The organism is Micromonospora sp. NBC_01655 (genome assembly GCF_026339755.1).
Classification (GTDB): Bacteria; Actinomycetota; Actinomycetes; order Mycobacteriales; family Micromonosporaceae; genus Micromonospora.
The window spans coordinates 1,400,902-1,420,418 of sequence record NZ_JAPEQF010000001.1 but is presented as its reverse complement, the minus strand read 5'-3'; the positions used below and the strand labels follow the sequence as shown (position 1 = coordinate 1,420,418).

Annotated in this window: 17 protein-coding genes and 2 pseudogenes; 8 read left to right on the top strand and 11 right to left on the bottom strand. The window is 73.9% G+C overall.

Annotated elements, in window-relative coordinates; genetic code table 11:
• Positions 1-39 precede the first annotated feature (39 nt).
• Positions 40-1,236: a pyridoxal phosphate-dependent aminotransferase gene (locus OOK41_RS06800; RefSeq protein WP_266263371.1), complete on the top strand. Its 1,197-nt coding sequence runs from the start codon at positions 40-42 to the stop codon at positions 1,234-1,236.
• A complete protein-coding gene (locus OOK41_RS06795) occupies positions 1,233-2,342 on the top strand; it encodes a low specificity L-threonine aldolase (protein WP_266263369.1) in 1,110 nt (369 codons plus the stop codon). Before OOK41_RS06800 ends, OOK41_RS06795 begins: the two co-directional genes overlap by 4 nt.
• Before the next feature lie 225 nt (positions 2,343-2,567).
• On the opposite strand, the gene glmM is transcribed toward OOK41_RS06795, so the two are convergent.
• The 5 genes from glmM to OOK41_RS06770 all read right to left on the bottom strand — a co-directional run bounded on the left by glmM (position 2,568) and on the right by OOK41_RS06770 (position 5,886).
• Positions 2,568-3,923 carry a phosphoglucosamine mutase gene (gene glmM / locus OOK41_RS06790; RefSeq protein WP_266263367.1) on the bottom strand — a complete coding sequence of 452 codons (1,356 nt, stop codon included), beginning with the start codon at positions 3,921-3,923 and terminating at the stop codon, positions 2,568-2,570.
• 117 nt (positions 3,924-4,040) lie between these two features.
• A complete protein-coding gene (gene rpsI, locus OOK41_RS06785) occupies positions 4,041-4,505 on the bottom strand; it encodes a 30S ribosomal protein S9 (RefSeq protein WP_088647409.1) in 465 nt (154 codons plus the stop codon).
• A gap of 20 nt (positions 4,506-4,525) precedes the next feature.
• On the bottom strand, positions 4,526-4,969 hold the full coding sequence (rplM, locus tag OOK41_RS06780; protein ID WP_117665139.1) for a 50S ribosomal protein L13: 444 nt from the start codon (positions 4,967-4,969) through the stop codon (positions 4,526-4,528).
• A 376-nt stretch (positions 4,970-5,345) separates the two neighbouring features.
• A complete protein-coding gene (locus tag OOK41_RS06775; RefSeq protein ID WP_266263361.1) occupies positions 5,346-5,639 on the bottom strand; it encodes a hypothetical protein in 294 nt (97 codons plus the stop codon).
• A complete protein-coding gene (locus tag OOK41_RS06770) occupies positions 5,629-5,886 on the bottom strand; it encodes a DUF6364 family protein (protein ID WP_117665137.1) in 258 nt (85 codons plus the stop codon). Before OOK41_RS06770 ends, OOK41_RS06775 begins: the two co-directional genes overlap by 11 nt.
• An 83-nt stretch (positions 5,887-5,969) precedes the next feature.
• Here OOK41_RS06770 and OOK41_RS06765 point away from each other — a divergent pair.
• Positions 5,970-6,163 (top strand): annotated as a pseudogene (locus OOK41_RS06765) (uroporphyrinogen-III synthase); the annotation flags it as partial.
• A 106-nt stretch (positions 6,164-6,269) separates the two neighbouring features.
• On the opposite strand, the gene OOK41_RS06760 reads toward OOK41_RS06765, so the two are convergent.
• Genes OOK41_RS06760 through OOK41_RS06745 form a run of 4 tightly spaced genes read right to left on the bottom strand, consistent with a single transcriptional unit; the run spans position 6,270 to position 10,774 of the window.
• Complete coding sequence (locus OOK41_RS06760; protein ID WP_117665136.1) at positions 6,270-6,893, bottom strand: ATP/GTP-binding protein; 624 nt, start codon at positions 6,891-6,893, stop codon at positions 6,270-6,272.
• Positions 6,874-7,239, bottom strand: a complete 366-nt coding sequence (locus tag OOK41_RS06755; protein WP_117665135.1) for a DUF742 domain-containing protein — start codon at positions 7,237-7,239, stop codon at positions 6,874-6,876. Before OOK41_RS06755 ends, OOK41_RS06760 begins: the two co-directional genes overlap by 20 nt.
• Before the next feature lie 59 nt (positions 7,240-7,298).
• Positions 7,299-7,706, bottom strand: a complete 408-nt coding sequence (locus tag OOK41_RS06750) for a roadblock/LC7 domain-containing protein (protein ID WP_117665134.1) — start codon at positions 7,704-7,706, stop codon at positions 7,299-7,301.
• Positions 7,703-10,774, bottom strand: a complete 3,072-nt coding sequence (locus OOK41_RS06745; RefSeq protein WP_117665133.1) for a sensor histidine kinase — start codon at positions 10,772-10,774, stop codon at positions 7,703-7,705. The genes OOK41_RS06750 and OOK41_RS06745 overlap by 4 nt, the downstream gene beginning before the upstream one ends.
• 448 nt (positions 10,775-11,222) lie before the next feature.
• On the opposite strand from OOK41_RS06745, the gene OOK41_RS06740 reads away from it, so the two are divergent.
• Positions 11,223-12,404, top strand: coding sequence for an ABC transporter substrate-binding protein (locus tag OOK41_RS06740; protein WP_266263355.1), 1,182 nt, complete (start codon positions 11,223-11,225; stop codon positions 12,402-12,404).
• 88 nt (positions 12,405-12,492) lie between these two features.
• Here the strand turns inward: OOK41_RS06740 and OOK41_RS06735 are convergent, their stop codons facing one another.
• Entirely contained in the window at positions 12,493-13,356 is an 864-nt protein-coding gene (locus tag OOK41_RS06735) for an ABC transporter permease (RefSeq protein ID WP_266263353.1), read from the bottom strand.
• A gap of 99 nt (positions 13,357-13,455) precedes the next feature.
• Positions 13,456-14,484 (bottom strand): ABC transporter substrate-binding protein, encoded by a 1,029-nt coding sequence (locus tag OOK41_RS06730; RefSeq protein WP_266263351.1) that lies wholly within the window; start codon positions 14,482-14,484, stop codon positions 13,456-13,458.
• Between the two features lie 266 nt (positions 14,485-14,750).
• Here OOK41_RS06730 and OOK41_RS06725 point away from each other — a divergent pair, with 266 nt between their 5' ends.
• From OOK41_RS06725 to OOK41_RS06710, 4 genes and pseudogenes are all read left to right on the top strand, one after another.
• A complete protein-coding gene (locus OOK41_RS06725; RefSeq protein ID WP_117665129.1) occupies positions 14,751-15,587 on the top strand; it encodes an ABC transporter ATP-binding protein in 837 nt (278 codons plus the stop codon).
• Positions 15,588-15,589: 2 nt separating this feature from the next.
• Complete coding sequence (locus tag OOK41_RS06720) at positions 15,590-16,549, top strand: LLM class F420-dependent oxidoreductase (RefSeq protein WP_266263350.1); 960 nt, start codon at positions 15,590-15,592, stop codon at positions 16,547-16,549.
• Positions 16,550-16,580: 31 nt separating this feature from the next.
• Positions 16,581-16,693 (top strand): annotated as a pseudogene (locus tag OOK41_RS06715) (cupin); the annotation flags it as partial.
• A 76-nt stretch (positions 16,694-16,769) separates the two neighbouring features.
• Positions 16,770-19,427 carry a hypothetical protein gene (locus OOK41_RS06710; RefSeq protein ID WP_266263348.1) on the top strand — a complete coding sequence of 886 codons (2,658 nt, stop codon included), beginning with the start codon at positions 16,770-16,772 and terminating at the stop codon, positions 19,425-19,427.
• Positions 19,428-19,517: the final 90 nt, after the last annotated feature.

Here is a 19,517-nt window from a genome sequence, read left to right as displayed (position 1 = left end):
GGTGGGCGTGGCCGAACCCCGGCCCGTAGGCTGACCCGGGTGACGACGCCCCCCGATGTCGACCCGCTGGTTGCCCGGATGCGCCCCTTCGGGACGACGATCTTCGCCGAGATGTCCGCCCTGGCCGTGCGCACCGGCGCGGTCAACCTGGGCCAGGGTTTCCCGGACACCGACGGTCCACCGGAGATGCTCGCCGCCGCCGCCGAGGCACTGCGGGGCGGGCAGAACCAGTACCCGCCCGGTCCGGGCGTCCCCGCGCTGCGTGCCGCCGTCGCCGGTCACCAGCGCCGGTTCTGGGGCCTGGAGTACGACCCGGCCGGCGAGATCGTGGTCACGGCCGGGGCCACCGAGGCGATCGCCGCGAGCATCCTCGCCCTCTGCGAGCCGGGCGACGAGGTGATCTGCTTCGAGCCGTACTACGACTCGTACGCGGCCTCGATCGCCCTCGCCGGGGCGGTGCGGCGGCCGGTGACCCTGCGCCCGGGCCCGGACGGCCGGTACGCCTTCGACCCGGACGCCCTGCGCGCCGCGTTCGGGCCGCGGACCCGGCTGGTGCTGCTGAACTCGCCGCACAACCCGACCGGCAAGGTCTTCACCCCGGGCGAGCTGGCCCTGGTGGCCGAGCTGTGCCGCGAGCACGACGCGTACGCGGTGACCGACGAGGTGTACGAGCACCTGGTCTTCGCCGACGCCGCCGCGCCCCACGTGCCGCTGGCCACCCTGCCCGGGATGCGGGAGCGCACCCTGCGGGTCTCCTCGGCCGGCAAGACGTTCTCCTGCACCGGCTGGAAGGTCGGCTGGGTCAGCGGCCCCGCCCCGCTGGTGTCGGCGGTGCTGCGGGTCAAGCAGTTCCTCACCTTCGTCAACGCCGCGCCGTTGCAGCCGGCGGTGGCGGTGGCCCTCGCCCTGCCGGACGGGTACTTCGCCGACTTCGCGGCCGGCATGCGGGCCCGCCGGGACCAGCTCGTCGCCGGGCTGACCGACGCCGGCTTCGACGTGCTCACCCCGGAGGGAACGTACTTCGTCACCGCCGACGTCACCGGGCTCGGCGGGCGCGACGGGATCGAGTTCTGCCGGTCGCTGCCGGAGCGCTGCGGGGTGGTCGCCGTGCCGACCCAGGTGTTCTACGACGATGCCGAGGCGGGCCGGCGGCTGGTCCGGTTCGCCTTCTGCAAGCGCCCGGAGGTGCTCACCGAGGCCGTCGCCCGGCTGCGCCGGCTGGGAGCCGACAGGTGAACGACGGGCCCGCCGAGCGGGTCCGCCGGCTGGCCGCCCTGCGCGGCTGCGACCGGGTGCTCTCCGGCGTCCGGCCGGTCTCGATGGCCGAGCACCTCGACGCCGTCCGGGCCGCGCTCGCCCCGGACTCGCTCCCGGACGTCTACGGCGAGGGCGGCCCGGTCGAGGCGCTGGAACTACGGGTCGCCGAGCTGCTCGGCACGCAGGCCGCCGCCTTCTTCCCCACCGGCACGATGGCCCAGCAGGTCGCCCTCCGGTACGGCGCGGAGCTGACCGGCCGGACCACGGTCGGCCTGCACCCGCTGGGCCACCTGATGCTGCACGAGCGGGACGCGTACGCGCTGCTCGGCGGGTTGCGCGCGGTGCGCACCACGACCGCGCCGGGCAACCCGACCGCCGAGGAGGTGGCCGAACTGGCCGAGCCGGTCGGCACCCTGCTGCTGGAGCTGCCGCTGCGCGACGCGGGCTTCGTACTGCCCACCTGGGACGAGCTGGTCGCGGTGGTCGGCGCGGCCCGGGAGGCCGGCGCCCGGGTGCACCTCGACGGCGCCCGGCTGTGGGAGTCGACCCCGCACCTGGGGCAGCCGCTGGCCACGGTCGCCGGGCTCGCCGACAGCACGTACGTCTCGTTCTACAAGTCGCTCGGCGGCGTCTCCGGCGCGGCCCTCGCCGGGGACGCCCGGCTGGTCCGGTACGCCCGGGACTGGCGGCACCGCTACGGGGGCACGTTGTTCCAGCAGTGGCCGGCGGCGGCTGCCGCGCTGGTCGGGCTGGACCGGGAGCTCCCCCGCCTGCCCGGGTACGTGGCACACGCGGCAGCGGTGGCCACCGCCCTGGCCGGGTTGCCCGGCGCCCGGGTGTATCCGACGCCTCCGCACACCCATCAGTTCCGGCTCTGGCTGCCGCACCCGGCGGATCGGCTCAACGCGGCCAACCTCGCCCTCGCCGAGGAGGAGAAGGCCTGGTTCGTCGGCGGCTGGCGGGACACCGAGGTCCCGGGCCTGGCGATGGCCGAGGTCACCGTGGCGGCCCCGGCCCTCGACCTGGACGCCACCCAGGTCGCCGACCTGGGTGGCCGATTCCTGCGCCGGCTGGCGGCGACCTGACGCCCCACCGGCCGGGCGCGAAGTCTTGGCGGAAGGTGACCTCCGGAGGGGCCGTTCCCTAATCCGCCCTCGCCCGGGCGTTGATGGGCGTTGATCCGGCCCGGCGACGGACGGGTCGTCGAGGACGTGGACCTCACCGACGGCGAGGACCCGGCCGACACCTACGACCGGGTCGCCCGCCTGCGCCTGTGAGGTGCACCGGTCCCCCAGGGAGCCGGGCCGGGGTCAGGCGGTGGGGCTGGCGGAGCGGACCTGCCCGGCGATGCGCTCGGCGACCTCGCGGGCGGTCTGCTCGGTGGCCGCCTCGACCATGACCCGGACCAGGGGTTCCGTGCCCGACGGGCGCAGCAGCACCCGGCCGGTCTCGCCCAGCTCCGCCTCGGCCCGCTCGACCTCGGCCCGGACGGCCGGCGCGGCGGCGCCCACCGAGCGGTCCCCGACCGGCACGTTGATCAGCACCTGCGGCAGCTTGGTCACCACGGCGGCCAACTCGGCGAGGGACTTCCCCGTGGCGGCCATCCGAGCCATCAGGTGCAGCCCGGTCAGCACGCCGTCGCCGGTGGTGGCGTACGCCGGCATGACGATGTGCCCGCTCTGCTCGCCGCCGAGGGCGAGCCCGGAGGCGCGCAGCTCCTCCAGCACGTACCGGTCGCCGACCTTGGTCTCGACCAGCCGGATGCCCTGGGCGGACATGGCCAGCCGCAGGCCGAGGTTGCTCATCACGGTGGCGACCAGGGTGTCGTCGGTGAGCGTGCCGGCGTCCCGCATGGCCAGGGCGAGGATCGCCATCACCTGGTCACCGTCGACCTCGTCGCCGTCGGCGGTGACCGCGACGCACCGGTCGGCGTCGCCGTCGTGGGCGATCCCGAGGTGCGCGCCGAGCTTGACCACGGTCTCCCGCAGCCCGTCGATGTGGTTGGAGCCGCAGTCGTCGTTGATGTTGAGGCCGTCCGGCTCGGCGTGGATGGCGACGACCTCGGCCCCCGCCTCCCGGTACGCCACGGGCGCGACATCGGCCGCCGCGCCGTTGGCGCAGTCGACCACGACCTTGAGCCCGTCGAGCCGGTGCGGCAGGGTGCCGATCAGGTGCTGGACGTAGTGGTCGGCGCCGTCGAGCAGGTCGTGCACCCGCCCCACCCCGGCGCCGGTCGGCCGGTCCCAGGCGGTGGTGGCGTTCGCCTCGACGGCCGCCTCGATCTTCATCTCGATCTCGTCGGGGAGCTTGTGCCCGCCGGCGGCGAAGAGCTTGATGCCGTTGTCCGGCATCGGGTTGTGCGACGCGGAGAGCATCACGCCCAGGTCGGCCTTGGCCTCGGCGGTGAGGTAGGCCACGGCCGGGGTCGGCAGCACGCCGACCCGGACCACGTTCGCGCCGGCACTGGTGAGCCCGGCCACCACGGCGGCCTCCAGCATCTCCCCGCTGGCCCGGGTGTCCCGGCCGACCACGGCGAGCGGCGGATGGCTCCGGTCCGTCTCGGCCAGCGTGTGGGCGGCGGCAACCGCCACCGCGAGCGCCAGCTCGGGAGTGAGATCCGCGTTCGCCCGCCCGCGTACGCCGTCCGTGCCGAACAACCGGCCCATACCCGCCAACCTCCGAGGAAATGGTGCACAACAGGAAAGCGAAACGGCCGGGCCACCTCCCCGTCGAGGGGGAGGCGGACCCGGCCGTCCGTCAGAAGTACAACGTGCCGCTGGTGGTCAGCGCTTCGAGTACTGGGGAGCCTTACGGGCCTTCTTGAGGCCGTACTTCTTGCTCTCCTTGACCCGGGCGTCGCGGGTCAGGAAGCCGGCCTTCTTCAGGGCCGGGCGGTCGTCCGGCTCGCTGACGATCAGCGCCCGGGCGATGGCGAGCCGCAGCGCACCGGCCTGGCCGGTGGTGCCGCCGCCGCGCAGGTTGGCGATGACGTCGAACGCCTCGGGCTTCTCGGCGGTGACCAGCGGGTCCTTGATGAGCTGCTGGTGCACCTTGCTCGGGAAGTAGGCCTCAAGGTCGCGGCCGTTGCAGGTGATCTTGCCGCTGCCCGGGACGATGCGTACCCGGACGATGGCCTCCTTGCGGCGGCCGACGGTCTGGATCGGCCGGTCGCCACGGGGCGCGCGGGCGACGGGCGCCGGCGCCTCGGTGGCCTCGGGGGCGACCTCGGTCTCGGTGATGTCGGTCATGCTGCTTCCTTCGCCCGCGCTCACTGCGCGATCTGCTTGATCTCGAACGGCGCCGGCTGCTGCGCGCCGTGCGGGTGCTCGGCACCGGCGTAGACCTTCAGCTTCTTGATCAGCTGACGGCCGAGCTTGTTGTGCGGGAGCATCCCCTTCACGGCCAGCTCGATGGCCCGCTCGGGACGCTTGCTGAGCAGCTCCTCGTAGCCGACCTGCTTCAGGCCGCCCGGGTAACCCGAGTGGCGGTAGGCGACCTTGGTCTGGCGCTTGTTGCCGGTCAGCGCGACCTTGCCCGCGTTCACGACGACGACGAAGTCGCCCGTGTCGACGTGCGGCGCGAAAGTCGGCTTGTGCTTGCCGCGCAACAGCGTGGCGGCGTGGGTGGCCAGGCGGCCCAGCACGACATCAGAGGCGTCGATAACGTGCCACTGACGCTCGATCTCACCCGGCTTCGGGCTGTACGTACGCACAGGTCTACCTTGTCTCGTCGTCGGTCTGGGGTCGCGCGCCGAGGTGACCAGGCGCGCACGAACGACCAAGCGTACCTGATGCGGCACGCCTCTGGATGTCGTACAACAGCAGGCAACGATACCCGGGGGCAGGTCGGCAGGTCAAAACGGGGGGTCACCCCCGCCCTGCCCCGCGTCGCCATCATGATCTCGGTCACACTCCGGCGCGGGCCATCCTCCACCGGCCCGGCCGGCGTCGCAGGTCGACCTCGGCTGTCCGAGTCGCCCACGCAACGACGACCGCACGACCGGGCGGGCGCGCCGGTGAGATGTCGGCCGGGGCCGCGCGGGTCGGAGGTCGGCCGGGGCCGGGAACCGCGCGGCGTGGGAGTTCCGGTCAGAGTTCCTGGAGGATGCGCAGCGCGCGCCCGACCCGGAGCATCGTGTCGGTGTCGGCCACGTCCACGCACTCGGTGAACCACTTCTTCATCGGCGAGGAGAGCCGGTCGGGCATCACCACGTACCCGCCCATCGCGACGGCCAGCGGAGAGTCGCGCAGCAGCGCCGTCTCGACCACCTCGGCCACCATCACGATCGGCACGTCGGTGGAGTTGTAGACGTCGGAACTGATCACCAACCCGAGCCGTTCCCGGGCCCCCTCGATGCGCCAGACCTCGCCCCTACGCAGCACGCGGCCGCCCGCCGAACAGCGCCTCGTCGACCATCTCCACCTCGCGGGCGTCCGCCAGGGCGGCCGTCTCCAGGTCCAGCCCGGCGCGGCCGACGGCGGCGGCGTGCGCGGTGAAGACCTCGCGCAGCGCCTTCTCCCGGGCGGCCTGGTCCATCCAGGCGGAGAGCGACAGCCCCTCCCGCTTGGCGAACCGGCGCGCCTCCTCGATCGTCTCGTCGGAGAACGACAGTGTCACCTTGGCAGTCATGCCGCTCAGCCTACTTTCGGTACGACCACCGGTCATCCCACTTGCCGCCCACCGCCGAACCACCCAAAACCCCGCCGCATGGCAGAACCCTCGTGGACGAGCTGCCCCGGCGCACGGTCACCATCAAGCGGCCGGGCACCTGCTGACCCTGCGTGGGCACGCGGCCGTGATCGACGGGGAACTGCGCCCGCTGGCCCCCGCACCGATGGCGGTGCTGCGGGCGCTGGCCACGTCACCGGGGCGGGTGCTCTCCCGTACCGCCCTGCTGCGGACGCTGCCGCCCCGAAGACCCCACCAATTCCGTTTATTAGCACCCGGGGGCGGACAGCGCGGCGCGGCGGTGGTCCTGACGACTCGGGCCACCGCCGGCGCGCTTCAGTCGGTCAGCCGACCGGGGTCGGGTAGCCGCGGCCGTGCTCGGCCTGGAGGCGCAACATCGCGTGCTCGACGACCGTGACCAGCACCTGCTTCACCGAATCCCGGTGCCGGGCGTCGGTCATGATCAGCGGCACCTGGGGCGAGATGGCGAGGGCCTCGCGGACCTCCTCCAGCTCGTACTGGGGCGCGTTGTCGAACCGGTTCAACGCCACCACGTACGGCAGGCGACGGTTCTCGAAGTAGTCCAGCGGGGCGAACGCGTCGGTGATCCGGCGGGTGTCGACCAGCACCGCCGCGCCCACCGCGCCTTTGATGATCTCGTCCCACATGAACCAGAACCGGGTCTGGCCGGGCGTGCCGAAGAGATAGAGGATCAGGTCCTCGGCCATGGTGATGCGGCCGAAGTCCATGGCGACCGTGGTGGTCTGCTTTCCTGGCACCTTCGACGGGTCGTCGATCCCGACGCCGGCCGCGGTCATCACCGCCTCGGTGGTCAGCGGAGTGATCTCCGAGACCGCGCCGACCAGGGTCGTCTTGCCCACGCCGAAGCCGCCCGCAACCACGATCTTCGCGGAGGTGATCCCGCGGTTGCGGCGTGCCCCGGCGGGGTCATAGCCTGCGAAGTCCACTTAGCACCCTTCCAAGGATTTCCATCCGCTCCTCGTACCCTTCGGGCGGAGCGGCAGTGTGTAGCGTCAGCAGGCCCTCGGCCACCATGTCGGCGATGATCACCCGGGCGACGCCCAGCGGCATCCGGGTGTACGCGGCGACCTCGGCCAGCGACTGGGGTCGGCCCTCGCAGATCGTGGCGATCCGGTGCTTGTCGTGGCCGGCGAACCGGGACTCGGCGACCGCCGTGGGGCTGGCCGTCAGCACCGCCTCCAGCGCGATGTCCTGGCGCGGCTCGGTACGGCCACGGGTGACCGCGTACGGACGCACCAACGCGCCGCGCGGGTCCTCCCGTCGTTGGTCCATCCGCGATCACCTCCTCTGGAGGGTGCCGTCCCTCGGCACCCGATCAGTCCGTCCGTGCGCTAGGAGCGCACCGCGTCCCGGCGCAGCGGCACCAGCGCGGCGCCCACCCGCTCGACCAGCAGCGCCATCTCGTACCCGACCTGCCCGACGTCGCAGCTACGGGCGGCCAGCACCGCCATCGACGAGCCGTCGCTGATCGACATGAGGAACAGGTAGCCGCTGTCCATCTCGATGACTGTCTGGAGCACCCCGCCGGCGCTGAACATGCGGGCCGCGCCCTCGGTCAGGCTCACCACGCCGGAGGTGATCGCCGCGAGCTGGTCGGCCCGGTCCGCGGGGAGGTCCCGCGACGAGGCGAGCAGCAGCCCGTCCGCGGACACCGCCACCACGTGGGCGATGCCTGCCACGCTGTCGGCGAAGTTGGTGAGCAGCCAACCCATGTCCTGCATGGCCGCTGGCCTGTTCATCGGCTCGTCTCCTTGGTCGAGGTGCTGTTCTGGTCCACGCCGGCCGTCCGTCCGCGCTGCACGCCGCGGTGGTAGGCCGACAGCAGACCGCGTACTTCGTCGGGGGTGCGCCGGCTGCGGTCCCGACCGCTCTTCTGCTCGATCCCGCCGGGGACGAGCTGCGCCTGCGGGACCCGCTTCGGCAGGCCGGAGCGGGTGGTACCGGACGCGGTCGGTTCCGCCGCCCGGCTGGCCCGCGACCAGCCCTCGTCGGCGGCCGTCCGCCAGGCTTCGGGGTCGATCGCCGACGGCCCGGTGGCTGCCGCCGGCCCGGTCGGCCCGGTCGCGGCCGGCGTCGGCTCCGGGGGCGGGGCCACCGGCGGGGTGTACGCCGGCGGCGGGGTCGCCGCGGTCGTACCGTCCGCGGGGGTGGCCCCCGGGGTACGGGTGGGCAGCGGTGGCCGGGGGGCGGCGGGCACCTTGGCCGGGGCCGGCTCGTCGTCGAAATTGGGCCGCTGGAAGATCGCGGTCACGTCGTCACCGTGCGACCGGAACCAGACCGCCTCCATCTCCCGGAAGATCGGTGCCTCGGCCGGCTGGGCCGGACGGGCGACCACCGGGGCGGCCGGGGCGGCCGGCACGGCGGGAGCGTTCGGTGTCATTCCGGCGACCGGGCCGCCGGGCAGCACCGGCGCGGCGGGTGTCACCGAGGCGCTGGGGGCGGCCTCCCCGGCGGGTGTCCGCCGGGGCAGCGGGTCGATCGTCGGGAACGCCACGGTCGGGCTGCCCACCGAGAACCCGTCACCGGGCGTGAACGCCGGCTGGGCCGGGGCGGGCGGCTGGCCCAGGGGGGCCGGCGCGGCGGCTGGAATCGCCGGCTGGGCGACGGCCGGCGTGCCGAACGGCGTGGCCGGCGCGGCCTCCCGGGAGTCGCCGGGTACCTGCCAACGGGCCGGCGTCGGGGCGGAGGTACGCCACTGGTCGGTCAGCGTGGCGGTGCGGCCGGCACCGGCGAGCGGCGAGTCGAGGCCCATCGGGGTGAGCGGCGTCTGCTCCACCGCGGCGGGCTGGCGCGGCGGGGTCAACGGCGCCGGGGCCTGCTCGCGACCGCGCAGCGACGGCAGCACCACGGTCGAGCTGGGCAGCGTCACCTGGGCGACGGTGCCGCCCTCGACGTTGCGCCGCAACTCCACCCGGATGCCGTAGCGGGACGCGAGGCGGCTCACCACGGCCAGACCCATCAGCCGGAACGCGGCGACGTCCACGGTCGACGGGGCGGAGAGCCGGCGGTTGAGCGAGTCGAGCTGCTCGTCGGTGAGCCCGAGGCCCCGGTCCTCGACCTGGATCAGCACGTAGTCGCGGATCCGTCGGCCGTCGGCGACCACCACGGTGTTCGGCGGCGAGAAGCGGGTCGCGTTGTCGAGCAGCTCGGCGACCAGCCGGACGACGTCGTTGACGGCGTGCGCGGCCACCGAGATGTCGGTGTCGACGGTGCCGAACTCGATGCGGTTGTACTGCTCGACCTCGGACTGGGAGGCCCGCAGGACGTCGATCAGCAGGGCGTCGTCGCGGCGCGGCACCGCCGAGTCCGCACCGGCGAGCACCAGCAGGTTCTCGTCGTTGCGGCGCATCCGGGTGGCCAGGTGGTCGAGCTCGAAGAGCTGGGCGAGGCGCTTCGGGTCCTCCTCGCCGCGCTCGATCGCGTCCAGCTCGCCGATCATCCGGTCGACCAGGGTCTGACTGCGCCGGGCCAGGTTGAGGAACATCGCCGAGACGCTGGTCCGCAGCGCGGCCTGCTCGGCGGCGACCCGGACCGCCTCCCGGTGGACGACGTTGAACGCCAGCGCGACCTGGCCGACCTCGTCACGGTTGGTGAGCTTGATCGGGTCGCGGACCTGCCGGACGATCTCCTCCACGCCACCGTCGCCGACGCTGCCGATGTTCTGCAGCCGGCTCACCGCGTCCGGCAGGTCGCGGTTGGCCACCGACAGGGCGCCCTCACGCAGCCGGCGCAGCGAGTGGTTGAGCGACCGGGCCAGCACCACGGCCAGCGTGACGGCGACGATCAGGGTCAGCAGCACCAGCGCCGACTCGATGATCGCCTGCTGGATGACGTTGGACCGGGCCTCCTCGGTCTGGGCGAGCAGGCGGTCCTGGAGCCGGATCTCGGCCCACCGCATCAGGTCGTTGACCGCGCCGATGGAGGCGGTGGCGTCGGCGGCGGAGACCAGCGGGGCCTGCCCGACCGACCGGTTCAGGTCGGCGGCCACCCGGTCGGCGAGGGTCACCGCGTCGCCGGAGACCGTGCTGTCGACGAGGGCCCGCTGGACGGGGTCGGCGGCCAGCGAGAAGGAGACGAGCGCCTCCTGCTGGCTGGTCAGGGTGGCGACGAACGAGGAGAACTGTTCCTCGTCGAGCCGGCCGGCGGAGAGCGCGGTGAAGGCCACCGCCTCCTCCTCGGCGACCGCCGCCTTGGCGTGGGCGAACGCGGCCACCGCCCGGCGGGTGTCCGCCAGGCTCTCCTGGCCGGGAAGCTGAGCCAGCGTGTCACCGTAGGAGACCAGGTCGGTGAGGATGACCCCGTAGCGCAGCGCGGCCTCGGCCACCGCCATCTGCTGGCGGTCCAGGACCTCCTGCCGGGTGCTGTTCAGCGTCGCCAGGTGGTCCCCGATGACCTTGAGCCGGTCCCGCACGGCGGCCGGGACGTCGCCGACCCGCCCGCGCTCGGCGTTGTACTCCGCGATCCGGGCGTCCGTGCTGCGCACCCGCAGGTTGAAGGCGTCGGCCCGCTGCCCCGGCGAGGCCAGGTAGCTGGCCGCGGCCATCCGCTCCTTGTGCAGGTCCTGGGTGAGTGCGGAGACGTCGATCGACAACTCGGTCAGCGACCGGAGCCGGGTCGCCTCAAGCGCGCCCTCACCGGTCGAGATCAGCCGGACGGTGGCGAGCGCGATCACCGCCGCGACCGGCACCACCAGGATCAGCGCCAGCTTCGAACGGATCCGGGCGTCGCGTAGGCGCGGCAGCCGACGGCGCCGACTCCGCTCGTCCGACTCGCCGCTCTCGGGCAGGGTCGTAGGTCCGGTGCTCACGACATCGCCTCCGTCGTTTCTTCCACGCCTGAACCGCCGACCCGTGGCCGGTGCAGCGGACAGCGCCGCGCGCGGCACGGCCGCGATTGCATCAGAGATGATGGTGTTTGGGAAGCCGCGGTGAGGTAGGAAACGGTCGCACGGCACTCATCGCGTGATCCGGTCAACTAATACCTTCATTTTCTCAAGCCCCTGATCAGGGCATGTAACTCCAGGGTGGTCACGTGCTTATGCAAAGTAAGCGTTTGCAAAGATTGGGTTACCCCAGCATGTGGGACGGGCGTCCCGAAACGCTTCGGCGCATCCGCGCTTGACCACAGGGCCCGGCATTGGCAAGGTTTTGCAGGCTTCGCGCACACCGTACGGCAGACCAATCCCGTTTCTCCACTGAGGACGGAACAAGCGGCGGTGACCGGGCAGCCGCCCGCGCCGCACCTGGAGGACTGAGTTGATCCCCATCCGCTCCGTGACCATCACGGCGCTCGCCTCGGCCGTCCTGGCCACCACCCTCACCGGCTGCCAGTTCGGCGCGGCGGAGCAGGACACGAGCCCCATCGTGATCGCCGTGGACCTGGAGCTGTCCGGCTCGGCGGCTCCGGCCGGCAAGGCGTACCAGCGCGCTCTGGAACTGAAGAGAGACCAGCTGAACGCCTCGGGCGCCCTGGGCGCCCGGAAGATCGAACTCAAGGTGAAGGACAACCGCTCGGACGCGAGCGAGTCGCTGCGCAACGTGAACGACTTCAGCAACGACTCGCAGGTCAGCGCGCTCATCATGGGCGGCTGCAACGAATGCGCCGTCGGCGCCGTCCGCACGATCAACGAGAAGAAGCTCCCGACCGTCGCGCTCGCCCCGACCAGCGCCGTCGCCAGCCCGGTGGCCGACCGCCGGTACGTGTTCAAGCTGGCCCCGAACGCGGTGGACAGCGCCGCCGCCCTCACCGGTGAGCTGCGCCGCCGCGGCATCCGCAAGGTCGCGGTGCTCAACAGCGAGGACAGCTACGGCCGGGAGGGGCTCGCCGCCCTGCGCAGCGAGCTCGTCAAGGCCGACATCCGGCTGGTCAGCGACCAGGGGATCAAGGCCACCGAGACCGAGGTCGGCCAGCCGGTCCGCACGCTGGCCGAGCGCGATCCGCAGGCACTGATCGTGTGGACCCCGCCGGAGCAGGCGATGCTCGCCGCCAGCGCCGCCCAGCAGGCCAAGTTCAAGGGCTCGCTGTTCTTCGACGCGGCGGCGGCCGGAGACCTCTTCCTCGGCGCGTCGACCCGGTCGACCGAACGGGCCACCCTGATCTTCACCCAGACCATGGTGATCGACGACGTCATCGCCACCACCCCCGCCAAGGCGGCCCGCCTCCAGTGGTTCCAGGACTACACGGCACGGTTCGGCGGCTACAACGGCTTCTCGTCGTTCGCCGCGGACGCGGTGCAGCTCATCGCCGACGCCGAGCTGCGGGCCGGCGGCCAGCCCGGCGAGCCCGGCCGGGACGGCCTGCGCGACGTGCTTGAGACGTCCCAGTTGGACGGCCTGTCGGGCCCGATCCGGATGACCCCGGACAACCACTCCGGGCTGATGCCGCAGGCCCTCACCACCCTGGTCGCCCGGGGTGGCCGCTGGCGGCTCGCCGGCTGACGAGGGTCCGCCGTGACCGGCGCGGGACCGCGCCGGTCACGGCGGACATCCGGTCGGCCGACCGGGCGAACCGGCCGACCGACCGGGCTCACCTGGTCGAGGTGGTCTCCCGGACCCACGGCAGGGCCAGTCGCTCCAGGAAGACGAGCGCCGAGTAGAGCAGGATGCTGACCAGCGCCACCAGCATGATGGCCGCCCACGCGGTGGCGGTGTCGCCGATGCCGGCGTACTGGGTGACGACGTACCCGAGCCCACTCTCCCCGGCCTGGAACTCGCCGATCACCGCGCCGATCGCGGCCAGCGGCATGGCCACCTTCAGGCCGACGAAGATCTGCGGCAGCGCGGCCGGGAACCGCACCTTGCGGAACGCCTGCCACCAGGACGCGTTCCAGGAGCGGACCAGCTCGGCGAGGTCCGCCGGGGTGGTGGTCAGGCCGGTCGCGGTGGACAGCACGATCGGGAAGAAGCACAGCAGGAAGACCATGGTCAGGATCGGCTTCTGACCCCAGCCGAGCGCCACCACCAGCAGCGGCCCGAGGGTGATCTTCGGGACCGCGTTGACCGCGACGAGCAACGGGGTGAACATCCGCTCCACCGTCCGCGAGGCGGCCAGCGAGAGCCCCAGCAGGACCCCGGCCACGGCGGAGAGCGCGAAGCCGATCAGGATCTCCAGCAGGGTGCTGCCGGTGTGTTGGAGCATCTTGTCGGGCTTGTCGGTGAACGCCGACAGCACCGAGCCGGGGGTGGGCAGCGCGGCGGGGTGGACCAGCTCCAGCCGGGCGGTGACCCACCACACCGCGAACGCGATCAGCAGGCCCGAGGCGGGCAGCAGAGCGCCGTTGAGTCCGAACCGCACGCCGGCGTTGAGACCGGGTCGACCGGGTGCGGGTGTGGGGGCGGAAGCGACGGGCCGGGGCGCGACCGCCGGCTCCGGTGACCGGAGGTCGGTCATCTTCTCCTCCTCTTCCACCGGCGCGGTGGCCGGGGGATGGAACGGGGGTACGCCCCGCCGGAGGCCGGCGGGGCGTACCCCCGAGGACGGTCGGACTGGTCAGGCCTTCGGCGCGAGGTCGAAGTCGATGATCTGGTCGGGGGTGAGGTTCTGCTTGAGCGAGCCCGCGCCCTGGAGGATCGCGATGCTCTTGGCGACCCGCCCGCTGTCCAGCGTGCCGATCTGGGTGCCCGAGTTGCTGGACCGGACGTACCCGGCCATGAGCTGGAGCTCCGCGGCGGCGGCGGCCGGGTTGCTGGCGTCGACGTTCTTCTTCAGGATGTCGGCCGCCTCCTGCGGGTTGGTCAGCGCGTGCTCCAGGCCCTTCATCAGGGCGGCGGTGAACCGCTTGACCATCTCCGGCTTTTCCTTGGCGATCTTGGTGGAGGTGATCAGCACGTTGCCGTAGAGGTCCTGCATCACGTTGCTGTAGGGCAGCATGACGGCCTTCTTCTTGGTCACCGACTCGATGGTCGGCTGACCGACGACGAACTGGCCGATGCCGTCGACCTGGCCGTTGGCGAGCGTGCCCATCAGGGTCTGCGCCTCGCCGTTGACCCAGGTCACCTTGCTGGCGTCCACACCGGCCAGCCGGGCGTACGTCGGGAAGAGGTTGCGGACCACGGAGCCGGGGGTGTCGGCGAGCTTCTTGCCCTCCAGGTCCTTCGGAGAGGCGATGTTCTTGCCCTCGACGGTCGCGATGCCCGCCATCGTGCGCTGCTGGATGGCGGCCACGGCGATGAAGTCCTTGGCCTGGCCGTTGCCGAGCTGGAGCAGACCGCCGGTGAGGTCGATGGGGCCGAAGTCGGCCTGGCCGCCGACGATCGTCGTGATCACGTTGCCGGTACCCTGGCCGGGCTTGATCTCGACGTCGAAGCCGGCTTCCTTGAAGAAGCCCTTCTCCTTCGCCACCCAGGCGTAGGAGTCACGGCCGAAGTTGCCGAAAGAAGTGAGGTAGGTCACTTTCTCCAGCCCCTTGCCGTCGCCACCCTTGGCGCCGGACGAGTCCGAGCCGCCGCTACACGCGGACACCAGGGTGAGGGCAGTGGCCAGAGCGGCCGCGGCGACCGTGCGGGTCAGCCTGTTCATCTGTGCACCATGTCCTTTCCGACCAGGGACGATGCGCCTCTGGACGGGTCGTCGAGAGCGACGGCGTCGACAGAGGGGGGAGCCGACGCCACCGTCGTGAGGGGACTTCTCGCCGGCACAGACTACGCAAGGGACCTGCCGGTGTAGCCAGGAGTGTCGGTTGCGGAACGGAAACGAACTGTCGTCCACCCCGGCCCCCCCGAGACGCCCGGCGGCGGGCTACCCTGGCTGCGCTCCTGATCGCTTACTCAGGGAGGACACCGGCGATGATCCGACTGTCCGGGGTGTCTCGTACCTTCGACGGCCGCTCCGGCCGGGTCGAGGCGCTGCGGGGGATCGACCTCGACGTGGCCGAGGGCGAGTTCGTCGCCGTGCTCGGGCGCTCGGGCTGCGGCAAGTCCACTCTACTGCGCATGGTCGCCGGGCTGCTGCCGGTCACCGCCGGGCAGATCACCGTCGGCGGCACGCCGATCACCCGTCCCCGCCGGGACATCGCCATGCTGTTCCAGCGGCCCGCCCTGCTGCCCTGGCGCTCGGTGCTGGACAACGTCCTGCTGCCGGTGGAGATCTTCGGCTGGAAGCGGGCCAGGCACCGCGACCGCGCCCGGGAGCTGCTCGAACTCGCCGGGCTGGCCGGGTTCGAGAAGCGCCTGCCGCACGAGCTGTCCGGCGGCATGCAGCAGCGGGTGTCGCTGTGCCGGTCGCTCATCGGCGACCCCCGGGTGATGCTGATGGACGAGCCGTTCTCCGCCCTCGACGCGCTCACCCGCGAGGAGCTCTCCGGCGAGCTCCAGCGGGTGCACATGACCAGCGGCGCCACCATCGTCTTCGTCACCCACTCGATCGACGAGGCGGTGCTGCTCGCCGACCGGGTGGTCGTGCTGAGCCCCCGCCCCGGCCGGATCCGCTCGGTGGTCGAGGTGGACATCCCGCGCCCCCGTACCCTCGGCCGCAACGCCCACCTGGCCGACGTGGCCCGGGTCAGCGCCGAGCTGCACGAACTGCTGATGGAACGGGACGCCCCGACCGGGCCGGCCCCGGTGCCGCTCGATCACGGCACCCACCGGCAAACCCCGGCACAGGCCGGCGCGAAGGAACGCTGACCGTGCGGGTGTCCGTCTTCATCGAGCCGCACCGGGGCGCCAGCTACGACGACCAGCTCCGCTTCGCCCGGACGCTGGAGGCGGGCGGCTTCGAGGGCTTCCTGCGGGCCGACCACTACCAGGCGCTGGGTGCCGACCCCGGGCTGCCCGGCCCCACCGACGCCTGGCTCACCCTCGCCGCGCTGGCCCGGGAGACCTCCCGGATCCGGCTCGGCACCCTGGTCACCTCGGCCACCTTCCGGCTGCCCGGGCCGCTCGCGGTGATGGTCGCCCAGGTCGACCAGATGAGCGGCGGCCGGGTGGAGCTGGGCATCGGCGCCGGCTGGTACGAGCGGGAGCACACCTCGTACGGCATCCCGTTCCCCGCCGTCGGGGAGCGCTTCGACCGGCTCGACGAACAGCTCGAAGTGATCACCGGCCTGTGGCGCACCCCGGTCGGCGGGACGTACAGCTTCTTCGGCGACCACTACCGGCTGGTCGACGCGCCCGCCCTGCCCAAGCCGGTGCAGCAGCCCGGCCCCCCGGTGATCATCGGCGGGCGCGGCCCCAAGCGCACCCCGGAACTGGCCGCCCGGTACGCCGACGAGTTCAACATGCCGTTCAAGAGCGTCGCCGAGACGGCCGCCGCGTACGACCGGGTGGTCGAGGCGTGCGACCGCCACGGCCGTACCGGCTCGGGGCGGGCGCCGCTGGTGCTCTCCGCCGGGCTCGTGGTGGCCGTCGGGCGCACCGACGCCGAGGTGCGGCACCGGGCCGCACCGCTACACGCCAGGAGCGCCCTGCCGCCGGAGGACCCGGTGATCGGCTCCCCCGCCCAGCTCGTCGACCGGATCGGCGAGTTCGCCGCGATCGGGACCGCCCGGGTGCACCTGCGCCTGATCGACCTGGCCGACCTGGACCACCTGGAGCTCATCGCCGCCGAGGTGCTCCCGCAACTCGGGGCGGATCGACGACCGACGTGACCGGCGGGACCGGGCCGGGTGGCCGGCGGCCGACGCCGACGAGCCGGCCGGTGGGACGGTCCACCGCTCCCCCCCGGGGTCGTCCACCTGCCTGCCACTGTCGGAGACACGACGTACCTGGCCCGGCTGGCCGAGCTGAAGTAGCCGCAGGCCGGGCGCGTCGCCGCGCCGCGCTGCGCCAAGGTGGCGATCGGGGGCACCGGGCCGTAACGTGCGCGACATGGCCTTTCGGACGTGGGGCAAGCTGCTGCTCACCGCGCTCGGGGTGAGCGTGCTGGCCGGGGCCGGCCAGCTCGGCGTCGCGTACGGGTTCGGCATCGTCCGGCTCGCCGGCGAGTTCACCGACGCCACCGTCAACCGGTGGCCGGCCCAGTTGGTCTGGGTGAGCTGGTTCGCGGCGGTCGCCGCCGTCGTCGGGGCCGTGGCGACCGAGCGCCTCGCCCGCGCCGAACCCGTCGTGGCCACCACGACGGGTCAGCTCGGGGTGGCCGGCGCGGCGGCGCTGGGCGCGACCGTCGTCACCCCGCTGTGCATGCAGCCGGCCCGCGCCACCGAGCTGACCGGTGTCGACCCGGTCTGGGCCGTCGGCATCTGCGCCGTCCTCGGCGCGGTGGTCGGCGCGGGGGCGGCGCTCGCCGTGCTGCTCCGCCCGCCGCTGGGCTGGAACCTGGCGATGGTGGCCGGCGCGGTGTGGCTGGTCGCCCTGGTCTCGTCCCTGCCGGCCCTGGTCGGCACCGGCCCGATGCCGACCGTACGGCTGGGGGTGTTCGAGCCGGGCTGGCTCGGCTCCGCCGTGGCCCAGCGGCTGGCCATGCTGGTGCTGCCGCTGGTGGCCCTGCTCGGCGGCGCGGCCTCGGGCGCGCTGGCCCGCTGGCGGGGCCACCCACCGCTGATCGGCGGCGCGTCCGGCGCGGCGGGCCCGGTGCTGGTCGCCTTCGCCTACCTGGCCGCCGGCCCGGGGAGTTCCGTCGACCGGTACCAGCTCGCCCCCTACCACGGGGCCCTGATCGCGGTCGCCACCGGCGTGCTCGGCTCCGCCGCCGCCGCCCTGGCCCGCTGGCCGCTCGGCACCCCCGGCCGCGCCGCCGACCAGCCCGCGGCGCCGGACGAGGCCGCCGGCGACCCGGCGATCGAGCCCACGGACATCCTCCGGCCGCTGCCGACCGGCCCGGCCGTGCCCGCTGGCAGCGACGCGGGCGACGCCGACCCCGTCGACCCGCCCGCCTCGGACGCCGCAGCGGCCCGTCGGGTCCCCGTGACCGTCGGCGACCCGCTGCCGGAAGACCGCTCCGGCGGCACCCGGGACCGTGCCGCGACGGGCATGCCGGCCGGGAGCACCCCGGCGCACTGGGAGTGGCCGATGGCCGCCGGGGCCGCCCGCGCGACGCCTGCCACGCAGGCCGCCCCGCCCCGCCCCGCCGACCCGCACGCCACCGCCGACGCCGCCTTCCCCGCCGACGCCGCGCCCCCCATCGCCCACGACTCCCACCCCACCGGCGTCTCCCCCGTCGCCGACCCCCGCCCCGCCGATGTCCGCCCCGCCGATGTCCGCCCCGCTGACACCCGCGCCGCTGACGCGTCTCCCGCCACCGACACCGCCCGCACCGGCGACGAGGACGCGGGAGTTCCGGCCGCCCCGGCGCCCCGGCCGAAGCGGGTCCGCAGACCGAGGGTCGGCACCGGGCCGGGAGCGCCGGCCGCCGAGACGCCCCCGCCGGCCGACAATCTCGGCCCGACCGACACCCTCGGCCCGACCGACACCCTCGGCCCGACCGACACCCTCGGCCCGACCGACACCCTCGGCCCGACCGACATTCTCCGCCCGGCCGACACCGAACCGGCCGCCGTGACGGATCGGAGCGCCGCCGACGCTGCAGGCACGAGCCGCCCCGGCACGGGCGTCACCGCCGACGCGACGGGCGAAACCCGACCCGGGCGCCCGCTGGACACGGCAACCACCGCCGACCCGACGGGTCCGGCCGGCTCCGGGAGTGCTCCGGGGACGGATGAGGTCGCGGCCGGTGCCCCGGACCGCTCCGGAACCGCCGCTCCGGCGGCCACCCCGGTCCGGCGGCGAGCCGAGCCCGCGTTCTTCGAGGCGCCCTCGTTCGACGACGTGGTGCAGCCCGCCCCGCCGGAGCCGACCAGAACGAACGACGGCCCGCGCGACCCGTCGCCCCCGGCCGCGCCGGAGAGCCGGCCGGACCCCGTCGACCCCGACCCGCGCCCCCGGCCCCGGCGGCCCCTTCCCGACCTGGGGCAGGTGACGAGCTGGGACGCGTTCGGCAACGCCGTCCGGCGGGCGGGTCCCACGGCGACCGGCGGCCATGGCGGGGCCGGGCCGCAGCCCCCGGACCCCCGGCCGGCCGAGCCCGGACCGAGCGAGCTGGGCCGAGACGGCGGCGGTGGCCGGGACCGCAGCGGACAGACCGCCCACCCCGGACCAGTCGACAGCGGCCGGACCGGCCCCGGACCGGACGAGTCCGGGTCGGTCGACGCCGGGCCGGCCAGCAGCGGGCCGGGCAGTGGCGGGCCGGCCAGCAGCGGGCCGGCCAGCAGCGGGCCGGCCAGCGGCGGACCGGGCAGCGGCGGACCGGGGAGCGCGAGCACGGCGGCTGGTGACGCGCCCGAGGACCCGGCTACCACCCGGTCCCGCCTCCGGCGTGCCCTGTTCCGGCGCAACCGGGCCCGGACCGCCGGCGAAGCGGCGCCCACGACCGAGCGGGACGACCGCCGGGAAGCACAGCCGCTGCCGGCGCAGGACGAGGAATACGTCGACTGGGTCACCGGCCTGGCCCGCCCCGTGCCGGACCCGGCCGGCGGGCCGGAGGGCAGCCAGCGGTCGCTGCGTTCCTCCGGCCGCCACCACCGGGACTGACGGCGAGGGCCGACGACGGACGGCCGGCGTGCCGGGTCTCGCCACAGGTCCCGGCACGCCGCCGACCCGGGGCTCGCCCACCGGCCCCGG

Excerpts from the sequence above, each read along its gene's own strand:
- glmM (WP_266263367.1), bottom strand. The coding sequence starts at position 3,923 with ATGGGCCGGTTGTTCGGCACGGACGGCGTACGCGGGCGGGCGAACGCG.
- rpsI (WP_088647409.1), bottom strand. The coding sequence starts at position 4,505 with ATGACCGACATCACCGAGACCGAGGTCGCCCCCGAGGCCACCGAGGCG.
- OOK41_RS06770 (WP_117665137.1), bottom strand. The coding sequence starts at position 5,886 with ATGACTGCCAAGGTGACACTGTCGTTCTCCGACGAGACGATCGAGGAG.
- OOK41_RS06755 (WP_117665135.1), bottom strand. The coding sequence starts at position 7,239 with ATGGACCAACGACGGGAGGACCCGCGCGGCGCGTTGGTGCGTCCGTAC.
- OOK41_RS06750 (WP_117665134.1), bottom strand. The coding sequence starts at position 7,706 with ATGAACAGGCCAGCGGCCATGCAGGACATGGGTTGGCTGCTCACCAAC.
- OOK41_RS06735 (WP_266263353.1), bottom strand. The coding sequence starts at position 13,356 with ATGACCGACCTCCGGTCACCGGAGCCGGCGGTCGCGCCCCGGCCCGTC.
- OOK41_RS06730 (WP_266263351.1), bottom strand. The coding sequence starts at position 14,484 with ATGAACAGGCTGACCCGCACGGTCGCCGCGGCCGCTCTGGCCACTGCC.
- OOK41_RS06725 (WP_117665129.1), top strand. The coding sequence starts at position 14,751 with ATGATCCGACTGTCCGGGGTGTCTCGTACCTTCGACGGCCGCTCCGGC.
- OOK41_RS06710 (WP_266263348.1), top strand. The coding sequence starts at position 16,770 with ATGGCCTTTCGGACGTGGGGCAAGCTGCTGCTCACCGCGCTCGGGGTG.